This is a genomic window from Streptomyces sp. NBC_00258, from assembly GCF_036182465.1.
Lineage (GTDB): Bacteria > Actinomycetota > Actinomycetes > Streptomycetales > Streptomycetaceae > Streptomyces.
In genome coordinates this window covers 10423312-10442532 of record NZ_CP108081.1, presented here as the reverse complement: position 1 = coordinate 10442532, position 19221 = coordinate 10423312, and the positions used below count along the sequence as shown (strand labels likewise).

Annotated in this window: 15 protein-coding genes; 8 read left to right on the top strand and 7 right to left on the bottom strand. The window is 72.1% G+C overall.

Annotated elements, in window-relative coordinates; translation table 11 throughout:
- Window position 1 precedes the first annotated feature (1 nt).
- On the bottom strand, window positions 2-2698 hold the full coding sequence (locus OG718_RS46365) for a LuxR C-terminal-related transcriptional regulator (protein WP_328846988.1): 2697 nt from the start codon (window positions 2696-2698) through the stop codon (window positions 2-4).
- Between the two features lie 541 nt (window positions 2699-3239).
- On the opposite strand from OG718_RS46365, the gene OG718_RS46360 reads away from it, so the two are divergent.
- From OG718_RS46360 to OG718_RS46335, 6 genes are all read left to right on the top strand, one after another.
- Window positions 3240-3986 (top strand): response regulator transcription factor, encoded by a 747-nt coding sequence (locus OG718_RS46360; protein ID WP_143634139.1) that lies wholly within the window; start codon window positions 3240-3242, stop codon window positions 3984-3986.
- Complete coding sequence (locus OG718_RS46355; protein ID WP_328846987.1) at window positions 3973-6069, top strand: sensor histidine kinase; 2097 nt, start codon at window positions 3973-3975, stop codon at window positions 6067-6069. Before OG718_RS46360 ends, OG718_RS46355 begins: the two co-directional genes overlap by 14 nt.
- Before the next feature lie 123 nt (window positions 6070-6192).
- A complete protein-coding gene (locus tag OG718_RS46350) occupies window positions 6193-6552 on the top strand; it encodes a hypothetical protein (RefSeq protein WP_143633442.1) in 360 nt (119 codons plus the stop codon).
- 127 nt (window positions 6553-6679) lie between these two features.
- On the top strand, window positions 6680-7315 hold the full coding sequence (locus OG718_RS46345; RefSeq protein ID WP_373466294.1) for a class F sortase: 636 nt from the start codon (window positions 6680-6682) through the stop codon (window positions 7313-7315).
- A gap of 74 nt (window positions 7316-7389) precedes the next feature.
- Window positions 7390-8319, top strand: a complete 930-nt coding sequence (locus tag OG718_RS46340; protein ID WP_143633439.1) for a UTP--glucose-1-phosphate uridylyltransferase — start codon at window positions 7390-7392, stop codon at window positions 8317-8319.
- 392 nt (window positions 8320-8711) lie between these two features.
- The gene (locus OG718_RS46335; protein ID WP_328846986.1) at window positions 8712-10109 is read left to right on the top strand and encodes an MFS transporter; all 1398 of its coding nucleotides are present in this window, start codon (window positions 8712-8714) and stop codon (window positions 10107-10109) included.
- A 64-nt stretch (window positions 10110-10173) separates the two neighbouring features.
- On the opposite strand, the gene OG718_RS46330 is transcribed toward OG718_RS46335, so the two are convergent.
- The 4 genes from OG718_RS46330 to lnt all read right to left on the bottom strand — a co-directional run bounded on the left by OG718_RS46330 (window position 10174) and on the right by lnt (window position 15183).
- Complete coding sequence (locus OG718_RS46330; protein WP_143633435.1) at window positions 10174-12099, bottom strand: helix-turn-helix domain-containing protein; 1926 nt, start codon at window positions 12097-12099, stop codon at window positions 10174-10176.
- Window positions 12100-12157: 58 nt separating this feature from the next.
- A complete protein-coding gene (locus OG718_RS46325; RefSeq protein WP_328846985.1) occupies window positions 12158-12958 on the bottom strand; it encodes a 3-hydroxybutyrate dehydrogenase in 801 nt (266 codons plus the stop codon).
- A gap of 60 nt (window positions 12959-13018) precedes the next feature.
- Window positions 13019-13492, bottom strand: coding sequence for an NUDIX hydrolase (locus OG718_RS46320; protein ID WP_143633431.1), 474 nt, complete (start codon window positions 13490-13492; stop codon window positions 13019-13021).
- A gap of 77 nt (window positions 13493-13569) precedes the next feature.
- Window positions 13570-15183 (bottom strand): apolipoprotein N-acyltransferase, encoded by a 1614-nt coding sequence (lnt, locus tag OG718_RS46315; protein ID WP_143633429.1) that lies wholly within the window; start codon window positions 15181-15183, stop codon window positions 13570-13572.
- Window positions 15184-15406: 223 nt separating this feature from the next.
- On the opposite strand from lnt, the gene OG718_RS46310 reads away from it, so the two are divergent.
- Window positions 15407-16480 (top strand): O-antigen ligase family protein, encoded by a 1074-nt coding sequence (locus tag OG718_RS46310; protein ID WP_143634137.1) that lies wholly within the window; start codon window positions 15407-15409, stop codon window positions 16478-16480.
- Between the two features lie 57 nt (window positions 16481-16537).
- Here OG718_RS46310 and OG718_RS46305 read toward each other — a convergent pair whose 3' ends face one another.
- On the bottom strand, window positions 16538-17095 hold the full coding sequence (locus OG718_RS46305) for a hypothetical protein (protein ID WP_143633427.1): 558 nt from the start codon (window positions 17093-17095) through the stop codon (window positions 16538-16540).
- Between the two features lie 96 nt (window positions 17096-17191).
- The gene (locus tag OG718_RS46300; protein WP_328846984.1) at window positions 17192-17977 is read right to left on the bottom strand and encodes a glutamate racemase; all 786 of its coding nucleotides are present in this window, start codon (window positions 17975-17977) and stop codon (window positions 17192-17194) included.
- Between the two features lie 58 nt (window positions 17978-18035).
- Here OG718_RS46300 and OG718_RS46295 point away from each other — a divergent pair, with 58 nt between their 5' ends.
- Entirely contained in the window at window positions 18036-19211 is a 1176-nt protein-coding gene (locus tag OG718_RS46295) for a glycosyltransferase (RefSeq protein WP_328846983.1), read from the top strand.
- The last annotated feature ends 10 nt before the right edge of the window (window positions 19212-19221 follow it).

Below are 19221 nucleotides of genomic sequence, written 5' to 3'. Positions count from 1 at the left end.
CTCAGAGCAGCCGCAGCTCGCGTGCGCGGTGCACCGCGTCGTGGCGCCGGTTCACCGCCAGCTTCCGGTAGACGCTCTTGAGGTGGGTCTTGACCGTGTTCACCGACACATACAGATCGGCGGCGATCTCCTCCGTCGACATCATCTGGGCGAGCCGTTCCAGTACGTCGTGCTCGCGTCCGCTCAACTCCTCCACGACCGGTGCCGGCGGCTGGTCTCCAGGGCGGGCCCGCGGCGCGTCGCACGGCGGCGGTCCGGGGGTGAGCCAGCCCGCGGCCAGCCCGCGCAGCGGCACCGTGCCCAGTAGGGGCCGGATCCACGGCCCGGCTTCGAGGAAGGGGCGCCGCAGCCGCTCGCGCCGAGCCTCGTGGAGGGCATGGGCGACGAGTCTGCGCACGGTGGCGGAGTCCCCCGCGAGGTCCGCGGCCCGGGCCCGCACCAGCGAGGCCCGGACGGTCACCGCGGGGCCGATACGGCCCTCGGGGCGCACCTGGTCGAGCAGCCCGAGCGCCTCGACGGCCCGGCCCGCGGCGAGCTGGGCCCGCGCGGCTCCCACGACACACGCCGGCTGGTCGCCGGGCACCCCTTGCAGCAGGTCGGCGGCAGTCCCCGGCCGGCCCTCCGCCAGGTGTGCGGCCGAGGTCACCAGTGCCTTGTGCGCCTCCGACCAGGGTGAGACCACACCGGCGGGGACGGCCGGTTCCGCCGCTTCGAGCGCCGCGTGCGTTTCGCCGCGGGCCAGGAGCAGCCGCGAGGTGGCGAGGGCCCGCCCCGCCCGCGTCACCGGGTCCCGCATCGCGTGTTGGGAGTCGGCCGCCGCGTCGAGAAGGGCCTGGGCCTGGTCGAGTTCGTTGCGGTCGACGGCGACGGCTGCCAGGACGAGCAGCTCGATCCCTGAGCCGGACTCCTCCCTCAGGCTGAACCGCTCGGTCTCGGTGATCGCCGCCAGGGCCTTGCGTTCCGCCCGGCCGGGCCAGCCGTTCAGATAGTCGATCAGGGCCAGATGACCGAGGGACTCCTCGCGCGGAAGCGCCGTCGAGGCTCCCCCGGAGCAGGCGACCGCCGTGTTCAGGGCGTCATGTGCGTCCTCGAAGCGCCCGGCCCACAGCCGCGTCGAGCCGAGATGGGTCGACAGCAGGGCGGCGAGTTCGGGGTGCGCGTCGAGGAGCTGGGCGGGCACCTCCTGCTGGAGTTCCCCGGCCCTCTCCGCCGCCGTCTCCGCCCTTGCGGGAGAACCGGTCAGCCGGGCGGCCAGGGTCTCCAGCAGCGCGCAGCTCAGCCGGGCCGCAGCGAGGCCGGGTGGGCCGTCCCCCGCCGGCGTCCGCTCCTCCCCCGCCAGGCTCTGTTCGGCGTGCCGCAGGTGGGCCAGGCCATGGTCGAGATCGCTCCGTGCCAGCTCACGGGCCGCGCGGACGAGATCCGTGGCCGGGCTCGTGGCTTCGGGGCCCATCCCCGAGAACAGCTCGGCCAGATGGTCCGAGCGGAGACCGGTGAAGAGCTGACCGATGGCGAGGTCGTCGACGAGGGCACCGGCGGTGAACTCCCAGTCGCCCGCGGCGGCACCGTGGCCGAGCGTCTCCGCGAGGGATCCGGAGTCCCGCAGCCATGTCGCGGCCCGTCTGTGGAGTTCGGGCTCCAGGCCCGGAGAGCGCATCCGCAGATGGGCATGGAGGATCTCCCCGAACAGGGGGTGGAGTCGGTACCGGGCGTGCCCGAGGTACTCGACGAACGCGTTCTCACGGTGCAGTCCGTCCAGGATGGACTCGGCATCGGTGCGCCCGGTCAGCGCGTTCGCCAGCTCGGGCCCGAAGCGATCGAGAACGCTGACCCGCAGCAGGAGGTCCTGCGCCTCGGGGGTCTGCCGCTTGAGCACCTCCGCCAGCAGGAAGTCGGCCACCGTGGTGCGATCGACCTCGAACTCCTTCAGATACGTCTCCGGATCCGGGCTCTCCTGAGCGGCCAGGGCGCACAGCCGCAGTCCGGCGGCCCATCCCCGGGTGCGCTCCACGAGGGCCCGCGCGGCGGACACCGGAACGCGCAGCCCGTGCAGTTCCAGCAGCGCGGCCGCCTCCTCGGGGGTGAAGGCCAGCTCCGCGGCCCTGATCTCGGTCATGTCGCCGACGGCCCGGTAGCGGTGCAGTGGCAGCAGGGGTTCGGTGCGGGTGACGAGGATCAGGCGCATGCCCCGGCCCGCGTGGTGCAGGACGAACTGCAGCTGCTCCGCGATCTCCGGCGCCGTGACACGGTCGTACTCGTCGAGCACCACGATCACTGGCCGGTCCCGGTCGCTCAGGCCCGCGGCGAGGCGCGTCAGCAGCGTCTGGTCCACGCGGCTCGCCTCAGCCGGGGAGCCGACCTCGGCGGGCGGGGGCACACCGGAGGCGCTCAGGGCCTGGAGGAAGTACGCCCAGAACATGCCGCATCCCTGGGCCGTGGCGTCGTTGGTGAGCCAGGCCACGGACCTGTCCTCGCGCGCGGCCCAGTCGGCGGCCAGCATGGTCTTGCCCGCGCCCGCGGCCCCGCTGATCATGGTCAGCGGTGTCCGCAGAGCCTGGTCGAGGTGCCTGACCAGCCGCTCCCGGCGCAGGAACGTCGCGGGACGTGTCGGTATCGCGAACCGCGTGTGCAGGAACGGGTCTCCTTGGGGATCGGCGCACGACGTGGTCGGTTCCGGACCGTTCTCCTCCAGCCCAGCCATGGCGCTCACCACCACTGTTCGTCAGGTCACGGGCAGCGCTCCCCCTCAGCATCCCGCGGTTCCTCCGCATGTGCGCGCCAAACGGACGCCAGTGCTGTCTCCGGGGGGGGCGGCGACTGCATCCGCTGCCGAGTCCTGTGGGTTCGTACGAGGAACGTGCCCGCCCGCCGGCGCCCGCCCCGGTCATCCGTCGGGATGACGGCCGCGGTCTGGCCAGGCGCGTGAAGACCCGCGGGGCGTTCTCGGGGCGCTCCTCCGTCGGCCCGATCCCCTCGGCGACCGGGCCGACGTGATTGGTGTAGGCGGACATCTCCTCGACGGCGTACGCGGCCGGGCCGGGCTGTCCCGCCGACGCGAGCGCGCGGACGTACGGGAAGCCGCGCGGCGAGCACGTGCCGGCCGTCGGCCGACGGGCTGTCGCCGTGACCGCGCCGGAGCGGTCCGGCTTCACGGCCGTGGCCTGAACTCCCCGCCTGAAAAGGTCACTTACCACCGTCCCCGGCTCCACGCTCGTTACGATCCCGGCGTGTGCGCAAACATCATGGTCGCTGAAGACGACACGAAGCAGGCCGAACTGGTGCGCCGTTATCTGGAGCACGAGGGACACACGGTGACGGTCGTGGAAGACGGCCGTACGGCTCTTGAGCAGGTTCGGCGCAGAGAACCCGACCTGCTCGTCCTCGATGTGATGATGCCCCGGGCCGACGGCCTCGACGTGGTACGGATCCTGCGCGCCGAGGGCCGTGAAGTGCTGGTGATGATGCTGACGGCCCGCAGTACCGAGGACGATCTGCTGCTCGGCCTGGACCTCGGTGCCGACGACTACGTGACCAAGCCGTTCAGTCCGCGTGAGCTGGTGGCCCGGGTGCGTACGCTCCTGCGCCGCAACCGGAGCTCCGACGGGTCGGCCACCGCCGCCCCTGACCCCTCGTCCGCCGCCGGGGACGGGGCGCTGTCGGTGGGCACGCTCAGAGTCGATCCGGCCCGGCACGAGGTGTCGGTCGGGGGGACGCCGGTCGTGTGCACGCCCGGCGAGTTCCGCATCCTGGCCGCGATGGCGGCGGAGCCCGACCGGGTCTTCACCCGGCAGCGGCTCCTGGAGGAACTGCACGGCTTCGACAAGTACATCAGCGGCCGCACCGTCGACGTACACGTCATGAATCTGCGCAAGAAGATCGAGCGCGCCCCGCGGCGGCCGGACCGGCTGCTCACCGTTTTCGGCGTCGGCTACAAGCTGACGGATCCCGCGAGGACGAACGCGAGGAACGAGCGCCATGCGTCGTCGTGACGAGCGGGCGCGGCTGCCGCTCCGCAAGAGCCTGCTCGGGCGGCTGCTGACCGTGTCGGCACTGGTGGCCTCGTGCTCGGTCGCCGCCACCGCCTGGCTCGCCGTGCAGACGACCTCCGGCGCGATCCGCCAGGAGCAGGGCCAGAACCTCAGCGCCGACGCCGAGATCTACAACACCCTGCTGGGTTACGCGGCGACCCACCCGAGCTGGGAGGGCGTCGACGGCACCGTGCGCGAACTGGCCGGGAAGTCCCAGCGCCGGATCGTGCTGACCACCCAGGACAAGCGACCGCTCTTCGACTCCTCCGACGACTCGAACGGCACCTCGCCCGCCGCCCCGCTGCCACCGCAGGCCTCGGCGGTCGTCGACCCGCTGTCCGTCGACACCGTGCTGGTGCCCGACACCGCCTCCGCGGGCGCGGACCGCGTCGATCCACGCGCGGTGGGGCCGTTCCTGCTGCCCGCGCAGGAACGTACGCTCCTGCGGAAGGCCAGCGCCGACAGCGCGGAGTGCCTCGGTGCGGCGGGCATCGCCGCGGACATCGTCGAGAGCCCGAGCGGGCGGTCCCGCGTCCAGTTCGTGAGCAGTGAGACCGACCGCTCCATGGAAGTGAAGTGCCTGACGTCCTACGCGGCCGGTCCCACGCCGACCGAGAAGAAGGCCCTGCGCGCGCTGAACCAACTGACCGACGCCTGTCTGAAGCGGCAGGGCCGCACGGGCGTGAAACTGAACCTGGACCTGTCCTGGGACCGGGGATACGGGTCGGGAGGCACGGACACCGGCCTACCGGCCGCGCTTCCCACGACCGGCCTCAGCAAGCAGGAGGCGGATGCCCAGCAGCGGGCCGCGGAGCAGAAGGCGGTCGAGGAGAAGGCTGCGCTGGCGAGGGCGACCAAGGAGAGGGCGACCGACGACGGGCGCCTGCCTCCGGCTCACAGCAGCAAGCACGACCGGGCAATAGCCGCCTGTGTCGGCAGCGCCCGCCGTGAACAGCTCACGTCCTATGTCGCGGCGCCCGCGCTGCTGTTCATCGACAGCACCGAGGCCGCCGGCGTGCCCGGTTTCGATCTCTCACCGGCCAACACCGCACGCATCGCCGGGGTCACGGCCCTGGTCCTCGCCCTCACCGTCGGCGCCTCGGTGATCGCCGGAGCCCGGCTCGTACGTCCGTTGCACGCGCTCACCGGCGCCGCCCAGCGGATGCGGGACGGCATGGACTCGGCGCCCGTGCCGGTCGGCTCGGACAACGAGATCGGACGGCTGGCGGCGGCCTTCAACGACATGGCCGCACACCGGGCGCGGCTGGAGGAGCAGCGCAAGGTGATGGTCAGCGACGTCGCCCATGAACTGCGTACCCCGCTGAGCAATATCCGTGGCTGGCTGGAGGCGGCACAGGACGGTCTGGCCGAACCTGACCCGGCGTTCGTCTCCTCGCTGCACGAGGAGGCGGTACAGCTTCAGCACATCGTCAACGATCTGCAGGACCTGGGGGCGGCCGACGTGGGCGCGCTGCGCCTGCATCTGGAGCCGGTACGTGTGGACGACCTGCTCGGCCAGGTCGCCGCGGCGCACCAGGGTCTGGCCGAGACCGCGGGTGTCACCCTGGCGGTCTCCGCGGCGCCGCCCGACGCCCCTGGACCACCACTGCTCGACGCCGACCCCGTACGGCTGCGGCAGGCCACGAGCAACCTGGTCTCCAACGCCGTACGCCACACACCGTCCGGTGGCAGGGTGACACTGCGCTCGTACGTGACCGACTCAGGGGACCAGGTGGCCGTGGAGGTGTCCGACACCGGCAGCGGCATCCCCGCGGACGACGTCCCCCATGTGTTCGACCGCTTCTGGCGGGCGGAGAAGTCCCGCAACCGGAGCACCGGCGGCAGCGGCCTCGGCCTGGCGATCGTCCTCAAGCTCGCCGAGGCCCACGGTGGCACGGCGAGCGTGGTGAGCACGGAGGGACAGGGCTCGGTCTTCACCCTGTGGCTGCCGGTCACGCGGGACGAGACGGCTTCCACGGCCCCGGAAGGGACCACGAAGGAACGCGGAATTCAGGGGGCCGGGGAGACCCCTGGACAGCCCTGATGCGATGACCATGACCTTCTGACAGCTTCTTCACAAGTGGGCGCAAGTGTGGGGCCATGCCCGGAACCTGGTGCGGCTCGCCAACCAGGTACCACCAAGGCCGGGCTGGAACTGGAGCGATACATGTCCCGCCATCTCACCCTGCGTTTCGCCGTTCTGACCGCCGTCGCGACCGGCGCGATGCTCGTCCCGGTCGGCGCGGCCGTCGCCGACGACCCGACCCCCACTCCGACCGCGGCGACCGGAGAAGACAAGACCGCGGCCGAGAAGAAGGCCGAGGACGCCAAGAAGGCGAAGGAACTCGAAGCCAGGAAGGCCGCGGCTGCCAAGGACCTTCCGAAGGGCGGCGTCGCCGCGGGCGAGGCCCCGGCCGAAAACACCGGAACCGCCACCCTCGTGGGTTCGGCCACCGGCGCTCTGCTGCTCGCGGGCGCCGGCACCATCGTCCTGCGCCGCCGCGCCGCCGGACGCCACAACGGCTGACGATCGGCACAGCCCCACCAGGCACAACAGTGGCGCCGCCCTCCTCCGGGCGGCGCCACCTCGTATGCGCCTGGTCCCGCAGTCGTTCAGGTCCCTTGGTTCCGCTGGTTCTGCTCTGGAGTCCGTTGTGTCACCTGCACCCCATCCGGTAGGGGGCTTCGGCACCCTGCCGGCCCTTGCCCGCCTCGCCCTCGTCGTACCCGTGGTCCTCACCGTGCTCACCGGCTGTTCGTCCGCTCCCGACAAGCCTGCCCCGGCCTCCCCGAACACCCCTGCCGCCGCCGGCACCGCCTCACCGGGCGCTCCGGAGGCCACGGAGCCGGCCGTCCCCACCGAAGTCGCCATCCCCTCGATAGGGGTCACTAGTTCCCTGATGGAGCTCGGTCGCAACACGGACGGAACCGTGGAGGTCCCCCCGGCCGAGAAGGGCATGACCGCCGGTTGGTACATCGGCGGCTCCGTGCCCGGTGAAGTCGGTCCCGCCGTGATCATCGGCCACAACGACACCCGCTTCGGCAAGGCCGTCTTCCACGACCTCAAGAAGATCGCCAAGGGCGCGGACATCACCGTCACCAACGACCGCGGGGAATCGGCGCACTTCACGGTCACGGACACCGAGAGCGTCAGCAAGGACTCCTTCCCCACCCAGAAGGTCTACGGCCCGACGAAGGACCGCGCCCTGCGACTGGTCACCTGCGACGGAGACTTCGACGCCCAGGGCCACCCGGTGAACAACCTCGTCGTCTACGCGACGTCGGCCTGAGCCGTGAGCGTTGGTAGCGTCGGCGTGTGCCGTGCCGGCCGGTGCGGTGTGCCGCTCGACCGAGAGAGACCTTGATGTCCCCGACGATTCGCAGGGCAGTGATCCCCGCCGCCGGACTCGGCTCTCGTCTGCTGCCGCTGACGAAGGCGACACCGAAGGAGATGCTCCCGGTCGGCGACAAGCCGGTCATCGAGCACACCGTGCGCGAGCTGGTGGACTCCGGCATCACCGACATCACCATCGTCGTGTCCGGCGGCAAGAGCCTCATCCAGGACCACTTCCGCCCGAACCCCGCCCTCGTCGAGCAACTCCGCGCGGACGGCAAGACGAGCTACGCGGACGCCGTGGAGGAGGTCGCGGAGCTGGCCCGTCAGGGCCACATCACCTACCTGGACCAGTACGGCCCGTACGGCAACGGCACCCCGGTACTGAACGCCGCCCGCGCCTTCGGCAACGAGCCGGTGCTCGTGCTGTGGCCCGACGACGTCTTCGTGGCCGAGGTCCCCCGCGCCCAGCAGCTGATCCGCGCGTACGAGCAGACCGGCTGCCCGGTGCTGGCCCTGATGCCGATGGACCCCACCGAGTCCCAGCGCTATGGCGTGCCCATCGTCAAGGAGGACCTCGGGGACGGCCAGCTGCGCATCACCGGCCTGGTCGAGAAGCCCGATCCCAAGGCCGCCCCGTCGTCGTACGCGGCCATCGGCGGTTACGTCGTGACCCCCGGCATCATCGACGAGCTGCGTGAGCAGACCCGCCGCTGGTACGAACACAGGACCGGCGAGGTCTATCTGACCGACGCCATCAACGCCTACGCCTCCACCCGCGCGGTGTACGGACAGGTCATCAAGGGCCGCTGGTACGACACCGGCAACCCGGCCGACTACCTGGTCGCCCAGATGGCGTTCGCCCTCTCCCACCCCGAGTACGGCCCCGTCCTGCGCGGCCTGGTCGCCGGACTCGATGCCGACCGTCCCGTCGGCCGTGAGGCGGAAACCAGCGACTGACCGGACGATCTCGATCACCGTGTCGGTGGTGCGGTCCAGGTGGCTGCGGCCGTCGTCCGGCCGGGCCTCCGGGCTGATGTAGCCGGTCGGCCCGGCCTCTGCCCGAAGATCGAACACCGCCGGCCACCGTCACGGATGCCATGGCTCGCACACCCGTTTCGCAGTGAAGACCGGGCACACGGTGCATCCGTGACGGTGGAGTGCCTTCTCGGCCCCATGAAGACGCCTGCTCCGCCGTTCGTCGGACCCTTGCGCGCTCCGGCGGAGACATGGGGGCCGAACGCACCCTTCGCCGCAGAACTATGGTGTCCCACCACATGTGCTGTTGACCTGCACGTTCCTACGGTGTGCCGACACGTACCCGTCCCCACCGAAGACCGGAAGTGGTGCACATGGCCTCCGCAGCAACCGCTCCCCCACCCCCCGCCAGCCTCAAGCGCATCGTCGCCGCGAGCCTGATCGGCACCACCATCGAGTGGTACGACTTCTTCCTGTACGGATCCGCCGCCGCGCTCGTCTTCAACAAGCTGTTCTTCCCGGGTTCCGACCCGCTCGTCGGCACGTTGCTGTCGTTCCTGACGTACGCGGTGGGCTTCGCCGCGCGGCCGCTCGGGGCACTTGTCTTCGGGCACTACGGCGACCGGCTCGGGCGTAAGAAGCTGCTGGTACTGAGTCTGCTGCTGATGGGTGGGGCGACCTTCGCGATCGGGCTGCTGCCGACGCACGCGACCATCGGTACGGCGGCGCCGGTGCTGCTGACCGTGCTGCGCCTGGTGCAGGGCTTCGCGCTGGGCGGGGAGTGGGGCGGCGCGGTCCTGCTCGTGTCGGAGCACGGGGACGCGCGGCGGCGCGGCTTCTGGGCCTCGTGGCCGCAGACCGGGGCGCCCGCCGGGCAGTTGCTGGCGACGGGCGTGCTGTCGCTGCTGACCGCCGTCCTGTCGGACGCCGCCTTCACCTCCTGGGGCTGGCGCATTCCGTTCCTGCTGTCGGGTGTGCTGGTGATCGTAGGTTTGTGGATTCGTCTGTCCGTCGATGAATCGCCTGTCTTCAAGGCGGCCCTCGCACAGGCCGAGACGCGCAAGGCGACCCAGGACGGGGCCGCCGAGAAGCTGCCGCTGGTGTCCGTGCTTCGCCACCACTGGCGGGACGTCCTGATCGCCATGGGCGCGCGCATGGCGGAGAACATCAGCTACTACGTGATCACCGCCTTCATCCTCGTGTACGCCACGACCTCGGCCGGACTGTCCAAGCAGACGGCGCTGAACGCGGTGCTCATCGCCTCCGCCGTCCACTTCGCGGTCATCCCGCTGTGGGGCGCGCTGTCCGACCGCGTGGGCCGTCGGCCGGTGTATCTGCTGGGCGCGGCCGGTATCGGTCTGTGGATGTTCCCGTTCTTCTCGCTCATCGACACCGGGAGTTTCGGGAACCTGATCCTCGCCGTGACCGTGGGCCTGGTCCTGCACGGGGCGATGTACGCGCCGCAGGCCGCCTTCTTCTCGGAGATGTTCGCGACCCGTATGCGCTACTCCGGCGCTTCGATCGGCGCCCAGTTCGCGTCGGTCGCCGCGGGTGCGCCCGCGCCGCTCATCGCGACCGCGCTCCTTGCGGACTACGACAGCTCCACGCCGATCTCCCTGTACGTGATCGGGGCGGTCGTGCTGACGCTGATCGCGGTGGGCGTGGCGAAGGAGACCCGGCACCGCGACCTCGCGGATGTGGAGGCCGACGCCGGCCCCGAGGCAGAGGACGCAAAGACATCCGCCCGCGCCGCGGACGCCCATCGCGTCTGAGCCGGTGGTCCCGGACCGGCCCCCGTGCGCCCGCGCGTACGGGGGTCACCCGCATGTGGGGCGCTCAGTGCTGTCCGGTGGACGTCAACCGGTGCAGCCGCAGGGCGAGTTGGATCTCCAGCGTACGGGCCGGGCTCTGCCAGTCAGGGCCGAGCAGGCGGCCCACCCGCTCCAGGCGCTGCGCGACCGTGTTGACGTGGACGTGCAGCTCGTCCTTCGTGCGCGCGGGGCTCATGCCGCAGGCGAAGTAGGCGTCGAGGGTGAGCAGGAGATCGGTGCCGCGCTTCTCGTCGTACGTGACGACCTGGCCGATGGTGCGCTCGACGAAGCCGGAGATGTCCCTGCTCCCGGCGAGCAACAGCCCCAGGAAGCCGAAGTCCTCCGCGGCGGCGCCGTCTCCTGTACGGCCGAGCAGCCGCAGCGCTTCGAGGCATCGCTGCCCTTCGGCATAGGCCTCGGCCACGGTGTCCGGGCGGGCGGCGAGGTCCTGGACGGGCGCGGAGGCGCCGACGGTGACCGCCTCGTGCACGGCGGTACCCAGTTCCTTGGCCGTGCGGCGGGCCAGCTCCGTCGCGGTGTCGCCCGGGCGCAGGGGCAGCAGCAGAACGGTGCCACCGTCGCGTGCGGCGGCCAGTCCGTGCCGGGTGGCGGCGAGGTGGGAGGCGGCGGACCACAGTCTGCGGCGGGCGGCGGCCTCGTGGTCGGCGTCGGCGGCCGTGGCGTCGAGGCGGGAGGCCAGCACCACGTGGGTGGCGTCGAGGTCGGCGTCCAGGCGGGCGGCGCGCTCGCGCAGCAGCCGGGGATCGCGGTCCCGCGCGTCGAGCAGATCGTCCAGCAGCTCACCGCGGACGCGCTGTTCGGCCTCGGAGGCCGAGCGCCGGGCGAGCAGCAGGAGCGAGGTGACCATGGCCGCCCGCTCCAGAGTGCGCTGGTCGACGGGGTCGAGTCCCGGATGGCCGCGCAGCACCAGCGCGCCGAGCAGCTCGCCACCGGCGGTCACGGCCGCGACCCAGTCGTCCCCGTGCCGGACGGCGTGTCCCTCGGCACGTGACACCTCCAGGGCATCACCGGGTGCGGTGCCGGCGTCCGCGAACTGCACGCTGCCGTCGAGGATCTCGGAGACCGCGGCCGACACGTCGTGGACCCCGCCGCCGCGCAGCACGAGCTCGGCCAGCCGGTCGTGGACGTCGGAGGCCCGCTCGATCACCCCGCTGCGGTCACGGATGATCTCGTTGGCCCGCTCCAGGTCCGCCAGTGCCTCGCGGGTCTCGGTGAGCAGGTTCGCGGTGTCGATGGCGGCGGCCGCGAGAGCGGCGAACGAGCCGAGCAGCGCGATCTGTTCCCGCTCGAAGACCCGCGCCCGGCGGTCGGCGGCGAACAGGACGCCGATGACGTGCGGCCCGAGCATGAGGGGCACGCCGAGGATCGCCACCAGGCCCTCGTCCCGTACTCCCGCGTCGATGGTCCGGGTGTGCTGGAAGCGGTCGTCCTGGAAGTAGTCGTCGGTGACATAGGGGCGGGCCGTCTGGGCGACGAGTCCGCCGAGACCCTCCCCCATGCCGAGCCGCAGCTGCTGGAAGCGTGCCGCGACCGATCCCTCCGTGACGCGCATGTACGTGTCGCCCTCGGCCGGGTCGTTCAGGCTCAGGTACGCGACGTCCGTGCCCAGCAGGGAGCGGGCGCGCTGCACGATCGCCTGGAGCACGGCGTCGAGGTCGCGCAGCCCCGCCAGGTCGTGGGCCGTCTCGAAGAGTGCGGACAGCTCGGCCTCGCGTCTGCGGCGCCCCTCCATCTCCGAGCGCACACGCAGCGCGAGGAGCTTGGCGCGCTCCAGAGCCGCGATCCGGTCGGGCGGCAGCCCGTCCGCGCGGGCGAGCAGCACCGGCTGCTCGTACGCGTCGGCGGACGCGCCCCGGGCCAGCAGCTCCAGGAACGGCGCCTCGGCGCTCGCCTCGGAGCGCTCGGCGGACTGCAATTGATCGCGAGACATGTCCACCAGGATTACCCGTCGCACCGACAGCCTGACCAGCCCTGTGGACAACTCCTGCTCAGTGCGCGGTCCAGCCGCCGTCGAGGACCAGTGAGGTCCCGGTGACGAAGGACGCGGCCGGGCCGCACAGGTACGCCACGGCCTCGGCGACCTCGTCCGGTTCGATGAGGCGCTTGACCGCGCTGTCCTGCAGCAGGATCTCGCCGAGCACCCGTGCCTCGGGGATGCCGTGGGCGGCGGCCTGGTCGGCGAGCTGTTTCTCGACCAGGGGGGTGCGCACATAGGCGGGGTTCACACAGTTCGAGGTGACGCCGTGGGGGGCGCCCTCCAGGGCCGCGGTCTTGGAGAGGCCCTCCAGACCGTGTTTCGCCGCCACGTACGCCGACTTGAAGGCGGAGGCGCGGAGCCCATGGACGGACGACACATTGACGATGCGGCCCCACCCCTGTCCGTACATGTGCGGGAGCGCTCCGCGGATCAGCCGGAACGGGGCCTCCAGCATCACGGTCAGTACGGTGTGGAAGGTGTCGGGCGGGAACTCCTCGATGGGGCGCACCAGTTGGAGCCCGGCGTTGTTGACGAGGATGTCGGTGCCCGCCGCGGCGGACTCCGCGGCGTCCAGGTCGGTGAGGTCGAGGACGTGCGGCTCGACCGTGCCGGCGAGGCCGCGGGCCTGTTCGGTGAGGGCGTCCAGTCCGTCGGCGTCCCGGTCGACCGCCCGCACCTTGGCCCCGGCCGCGGCGAGCCGCAGTGCGCACGCGCGGCCGATGCCACCCGCGGCGCCGGTGACGAGGGCGGTACGGCCACCGAGGTCGAGGGACGGGGCGTGGGTGCCTGCGAGGGCGCTGGGCGCGGTCATGCCCCGACCCTAGGCACGGGCCAAGACCCGACCGATGTGGGCGCAACCCACACTTCGCGCTCAGGTCATGGGTTCGAACCACGTGGGCTCGTCGGACAGCGCCTGCTTGATCCGGAACAGTCCGTGCTCGGTCAGCTCCGGCAGCGCGTCCACGTCGAACCAGCCGACCTCCAGCGATTCGTCGTCGTTGACACGGGCCTCACCGCCGACGGCCCGGCACCGGATGGTGATGTCCATGAACTGGCAGACGTCGCCGTTCGGGTACGTGGTCGGCGTCAGGGCCTGTACGAGCACGACGCGCTCGGCGACACACCGGACGCCCGTCTCCTCGTACACCTCCCGGACGGCACAGACCGCGGGCTGCTCCCCCGGGTCCGTCATTCCGGCGATGACGGCCCACTTCCCGGTGTCGGCCCGGCGCCCCAGCAGCACTCTGCCCTCGTCGTCGAAGACGACGGCGGTGACGCCGGGGAGCCAGAGCAGTTGTTGGCCGGCGGTGGCCCGGATCGTACGAATGAAGTCAGGAGTAGCCATGGGCCGACCCTAACGGCCCGGTTTGGACGGCCCGGCGCATTCCGGACGCGTACAAGCAGCGCACTACCGGCGTACGGCTACGCGTCACCGGCGCGTCGACCGCGCACCCCGGCCGTCACGGCCCAGCCGAGGCCGCCCGCCGCGATCAGTACCAAGACCATTTCCGGCGCGATTCCGACCCGCGTGGCAGGCGTCTCGGAGGAACGCAGCGGCACCTTCTGGACGAGGGAGTCCGCCACGAACATGCCGGTCCGCTGGGTGATCTTCCCGTCCGGCATGATCACGGCGCTGACGCCGCTGGTCACCGGGACGGTGACGGTGCGGCTGTGCTCGACGGCGCGGATCCGGGACATCGCGAGCTGCTGGTAGGTCATCTCGCTGCGGTCGAACGTGGCGTTGTTGCTCGGCACGGAGATCATCTGTGCGCCATGGGTGACGGTGTCGCGCACGGCCCAGTCGAAGGCGGCCTCGTAGCAGGTCGCGAGGCCGACCCGGGTGCCCGCCATGGTGAACACGCCCGGTTTGGTGCCGCGGCTGAAGTCCTGGCGCACCATGGACGTCCAGTTGTCGTTGATGGCTCCGATGAGCGACCGCATGGGGAGGTACTCGCCGAACGGCTGGACCTGCCGCTTGTCGTAGGTGGCGCCGGGGCCCTTCTGCGGGTCCCAGAGGATCTGCTCGTTGTAGAGCTTGCCGTTCTTCTCGACGACACCACCGACCGAGATGGGGGCGCCGATCGCCTTGGCCGCCTTGTCGATCACGGCGTAGGCATCGGGGTTGCGGAACGGGTCGATGTCGGAGGAGTTCTCCGGCCACAGCACGAAGTCGGGCTGGGCGACCTTGCCCGCCTTGATCTGCCCGGCGAGACGCTCGGTCTCCCGGGCGTGGTGGTCGAGGACGGCGCGCCGCTGGGAGTTGAAGTCGAGGCCCGCGCGCGGCACGTTGCCCTGGATGACGGCGACGGTCGCGGTTCCGTTCTCGGCCTTGTCGCTGACCAGGGGCCGCGCGGCGAAGGCTCCGAGCACGGGGAGCAGGAAGCTGAGCAGCGCCACCGCGGCGGCACCGCGGCGTACGGCACCGGTGCGCCGCGTCTCGACGGCCAGGCGGACGATCTCGTACAGGCCGAAGCCGCACAGGACGACCGCGAATCCGAGCACCGGAGTGCCGCCCAGCGCCGCGAGCGGCAGGAAGACGCCGTCCGCCTGCCCGAAGGCGATCTTGCCCCAGGGGAAGCCGCCGAACGGGGCACGCGCGCGTGCCGCCTCGCCGGCGATCCACAGGGCGGCGGCCCACAGGGGCCAGCCCGGCAGCTTCGACACGGCCGCGATGCCGGCGCCGACGAGCGCGACGTACACCGCCTCGATGACGACCAGCGCGATCCACGGCCCGGGTCCGACCTCGACACCGGTCCAGACGAGCAGGGGCAGCAGGAAGCCGAGACCGAAGAGGTAGCCGAGACCGAGGCCCGCCTTCCAGGTACGGCCGCGCAGCAACCAGCCGAAGACCGCGAAGGCCGGCAGGGCCAGCCACCACAGCGTGCGCGGCGGGAAGCTGACGTAGAGCAGCACTCCGGAGAGTGCCGCGATGGCGGCCGGAGCGAGCCGCCGCATCAGCCGGACCACGCGCGAAACGGGCCGGGCCTGCGGTTCGAGCTGTTCCGGCTCGTCCACGGAAGTTGCTGTGACGGTCACCCCCGGAGTGTACGGCGGGTGGTCACGGCGCCGACAGCGCGGCCCTGATCACCTGCCCGGGCACTCCCCTCCCACCTGCTGCATCGTTTCTGCGCAACTCGTCCACAAACCGGCGCATCACCCGTTACGGTGTGCCGGAGCCTCTGACGTACGGGCCGTGGCAGGCCGGCCGGGCGGTCGGGGCCCTTCACAGGCCGGGGGCGACGGGGTGGGGTCCACAGGAATGGCGTCGGCGGCCGGTGCGGCGTCGGCTCACGAGAGACGCAGCGCGTCGGACGCGGTGGGCGTCGTCGTGCTGGGAGCCTGCGCGGCCTGGTCCCTGATCACGGCCGCGGCACACGGCGGACGCCCCGAAGGTGTGCTCCTGGCGGTGCTCGCCGTCGCCGCCGGTTACGCCTCGGGGCGGATCTGCGGAGAGCTTCTGCCGGTCGCCGCACCCTGCGCGGGCGCGCTCGCCGGACTCGGTCTGGCGGTGGCCTCCCCGCACACCACCCAGGGAACGCAGGTGATCTCGCCGCTCGGGCAGACCGGCGCCACCGCCGCGCTGCTGGCCGTCTCCGCGGGGTCCGCGTGCTGCGCGGCCTGGGCGGCCCGCCCGCCGGGACTGCGGCTCGTGCTGCGTCTGGTGGCCGCCGGTATCGCGGCGACCGCGGCCGTCCTGGGGTCGACGTCGGGCTTCGCGGCCTGTCTGGCGGTGCTGCTGTGCTCCCTGGCCGCCGACCGTATGCGGCACCGCGGTCTGGGGCTCGGCGGCCTCGCACTGGCCGCCGTCATGGTGACCGGGGCGACCTGGGCCGTCACCGAGAACGTGCTGCCGGACGGGCTCACCACGTCTCTTGAGGGGCAGCTCACCCCGCACCGCGTGCTGCTGTGGCAGGACGCGCTCGACATGGCGGGCCGGGAGCCGGGGCTGGGCGTAGGGCCCGGTCGGTTCTCGGAACTGAGCCCGACCGTCACGCAGTCGCTGCTGCCCGACGGCAAACCTCACTCGGCGCCCTTCCAGCAGGCGGCCGAACAGGGCGTGGTCGGCGTGGCCCTGCTGGCCGCGGTGTTCTGCTGGGTCCTGTACGCGCTGTGGCGGTCGCCGCGTCCGACGCCGGTCGTGCTCACGGCGGGTGCGGCCCTGACGGCACTGGCCGCGATCGCCGCGGTCGGCAACGCGCTGAGCTTCACCACGGTGACGGCGGGCGCGGGCCTGCTCGCGGGCCTCGCCACGGCACGTCCGATGCTCGAAGAGGTGCCGCAGAACGCGATGGAGCCCGGTGGACGTGCCCGAAAGGACCCTCTGTCGCCGTGAGGGCCGCGGGGCGCCGAAGCCCTTTCCGCGGTCAGCGGGGCGGGACCTGTCCCTGGGTCAGCGGGTCGTGCCCGAGGCGGCCGCCTTCAGCCGGCGACGGATGTCCCGTACGGCCGCTTCCGCGTTGTCCACGGTGATCGTGAACGTATGCCCGTCCCCGAGCCTGAGCACCAGGCCCTCGCCGCGCCGGACGACCACGGCGGTCCCCTGTTCGGGCCGCCAGCGGTAGCCCCATCCGCCCCACTGCCGCGGCGTCACCCGGGGCGCGAAGTCGGCGTCGATGATGTGCGACAGCGGGATGCGGCGGCGCGGGAGGCCCATGTGGCCGCAGCGCACCTCCAGACAGTCCTTGTCGACCTTCACGGCGACGTGCACGAACGCGAGGGTGCCGAAGAGCACCAGGAGTCCCGCGGCGATGCAGCCGACCACGGACATGACGAGGGGGGCGACGCCGGACGTCCAGGTCGAGTCGACGGCCAGCTCGATACCGAGCGCCAGACAGGCGGCACCACCACTCGCGAGCAGCCACTGCACACGATTGGAAGCGCGGCCGTGCCAGACCTCGGGGTGCGGGGCGTCGGCAGCGCCCGGTTCGCCGTGGGGGTGGTCCCTCATGCCAGAGAGCGTACTCAGGTTCCGCAGTGGGGGCACCAGGTTGCGGGCTGTAACTGCTCCGGGTGGACGCGAAGTGTCCGCTTCGTGGCGGGAGGCTCAGCGGGCGGGGCTCATCGCCTGCAGCAGACGGCCCTCGTCGTACGTCAACGCGGTCTCGGGCAGCGTCCCCTGGTGTCCGCCGAGCAGCACGGTGAGGCTGCCGTGGGCGGGCGCATCCGGGGCCGGGTGCTCGCCGATCCGGCGTAGCGCCTGGGCGGCCACCGCGCCTGCGGAGCCGTGCAGGACGAGCGGGGCGGCACCGGGCCGCTGCACGGCCGCACGGATCCGCTCGCCGACCAGTTCGTAGTGGGTGCAGCCCAGGACGACGGCCCTTACATCGTCGGGGGTACGTGCCGCGGCCGCGGCGATCGCGGCGTCGATGCCCGCCTGGTCCGCGTGCTCCACGGCGTCGGCCAGTCCGGGGCAGGGGACTTCGGTGACGGTCACCCCGTCGGCGAACTCCCGGATGAGGCCACGCTGGTAGGGGCTGCCGGTGGTGGCGGGCGTCGCCCAGATCGCGAAGGGTCCGCCGCCCGCCGCGGCCGGCTTGATCGCCGGAACCGTGCCGACGACGGGCACCCCCGGCTCGAGGCGGGCGCGAAGCGCGGGCAGGGCGCGCACGGAGGCGGTGTTGCAGGCGACGATCAGGGCGTCGGGCCGGTGCGCGGCAGCCGCCTCGGCGACGGCGAGGGCACGAGCCGTCACGTCCTCGGGTGTGCGGGGTCCCCACGGCATGCTGCCGGGGTCCGAGGAGAGAACGAGCTCCGCGTCGGGCCGCAGACGGCGTACCGCGGTGGCCGCCGCGAGCAGTCCGATTCCGGAGTCCATGAGCGCGATCTTCACCCGGTCACCATAGACGATCCGCCTCGACGGGCCGCCGGGGTGGGGCAGACTGCGACGGGTGAGCGCCCTTGTGTGGACCGCCGTCGGATCACTCGCCGCCTGGCTGTGGCTGCTCCTGGGCCAGGGCTTCTTCTGGCGTACGGACATGCGGTTGCCGCCGCGCCGGGAGCCGGACGACTGGCCGTCCGTGTGCGTCGTCGTACCGGCGCGGGACGAGGCCGCCGTGCTGCCCGACAGCCTGCCCTCGCTTCTCGCGCAGGACTATCCGGGGCGGGCCGAGATCTTCCTCGTGGACGACGGCAGTTCGGACGGCACCGGGGAACTGGCCCGTGAACTGGCGCGGCTGCACGGCGGGCTGCCGCTCACCCTCTCCTCGCCCGGGGAGCCGCCCTCGGGCTGGACCGGCAAGCTCTGGGCCGTACGCCACGGCATCGGCCTGGCTCGCGCGCGTGCACCCGAATATCTGCTGCTGACGGACGCCGACATCGCGCACGCGCCGGACAGCCTGCGGAAGTTGGTGGCCGCGGCCCGCACCGGGGACTTCGATCTCGTGTCCCAGATGGCCCGGCTGCGGGTGGAGAGCGTCTGGGAGCGGCTGGTGGTACCCGCGTTCGTGTACTTCTTCGCGCAGCTGTATCCGTTCCGGTGGATCGCTGTGAAGGGGTCGCGGACCGCGGCCGCTGCGGGCGGCTGTGTCCTGCTGCGTACCGAGGCCGCCGAGCGGGCGCGGATTCCGGACGCAGTCCGGCACGCCGTGATCGACGACGTCGCGGTGGCGAGGGCGGTGAAGGGCTCCGGAGGGCACATCTGGCTGGGGCTCGCGGAACACGTCGACAGCGTGCGCCCCTACCCGCGCCTGCACGATCTGTGGCGGATGGTCTCGCGCAGCGCGTACGCCCAACTGCGGCACAACCCGCTGGTGCTGGCCGGGACGGTGGCCGGTCTCGCCGTCGTGTACCTGGTGCCGCCCGTGGCGCTGTTCGTGGGCCTCGCGCTCGGCAACGCCGGGGCGGTGGTGGCCGGTGGGCTCGCGTGGCTGCTGATGACCCTGACGTACCTGCCGATGCTCCGGTACTACCGCCAGCCGCTCTGGCTCGCCCCGTCGCTCCCCGTCACCGCGTTCCTGTACCTCCTCATGACGGTGGATTCCACGGTGCAGCACTACAGGGGGCGGGGTGCGGCCTGGAAGGGCCGCACCTACACCCGTCCCGACGCGGCGCCCGAGCAGCACTGAGCGGTCGCGC

Excerpts from the sequence above, each read along its gene's own strand:
- OG718_RS46340 (WP_143633439.1), top strand. The coding sequence starts at position 7,390 with ATGTCCCCGACGATTCGCAGGGCAGTGATCCCCGCCGCCGGACTCGGC.
- OG718_RS46360 (WP_143634139.1), top strand. The coding sequence starts at position 3,240 with ATGGTCGCTGAAGACGACACGAAGCAGGCCGAACTGGTGCGCCGTTAT.
- OG718_RS46330 (WP_143633435.1), bottom strand. The coding sequence starts at position 12,099 with ATGTCTCGCGATCAATTGCAGTCCGCCGAGCGCTCCGAGGCGAGCGCC.
- OG718_RS46355 (WP_328846987.1), top strand. The coding sequence starts at position 3,973 with ATGCGTCGTCGTGACGAGCGGGCGCGGCTGCCGCTCCGCAAGAGCCTG.
- OG718_RS46335 (WP_328846986.1), top strand. The coding sequence starts at position 8,712 with ATGGCCTCCGCAGCAACCGCTCCCCCACCCCCCGCCAGCCTCAAGCGC.
- OG718_RS46310 (WP_143634137.1), top strand. The coding sequence starts at position 15,407 with ATGGCGTCGGCGGCCGGTGCGGCGTCGGCTCACGAGAGACGCAGCGCG.
- OG718_RS46320 (WP_143633431.1), bottom strand. The coding sequence starts at position 13,492 with ATGGCTACTCCTGACTTCATTCGTACGATCCGGGCCACCGCCGGCCAA.
- OG718_RS46365 (WP_328846988.1), bottom strand. The coding sequence starts at position 2,698 with ATGGCTGGGCTGGAGGAGAACGGTCCGGAACCGACCACGTCGTGCGCC.
- OG718_RS46305 (WP_143633427.1), bottom strand. The coding sequence starts at position 17,095 with ATGAGGGACCACCCCCACGGCGAACCGGGCGCTGCCGACGCCCCGCAC.
- OG718_RS46350 (WP_143633442.1), top strand. The coding sequence starts at position 6,193 with ATGTCCCGCCATCTCACCCTGCGTTTCGCCGTTCTGACCGCCGTCGCG.
- OG718_RS46325 (WP_328846985.1), bottom strand. The coding sequence starts at position 12,958 with ATGACCGCGCCCAGCGCCCTCGCAGGCACCCACGCCCCGTCCCTCGAC.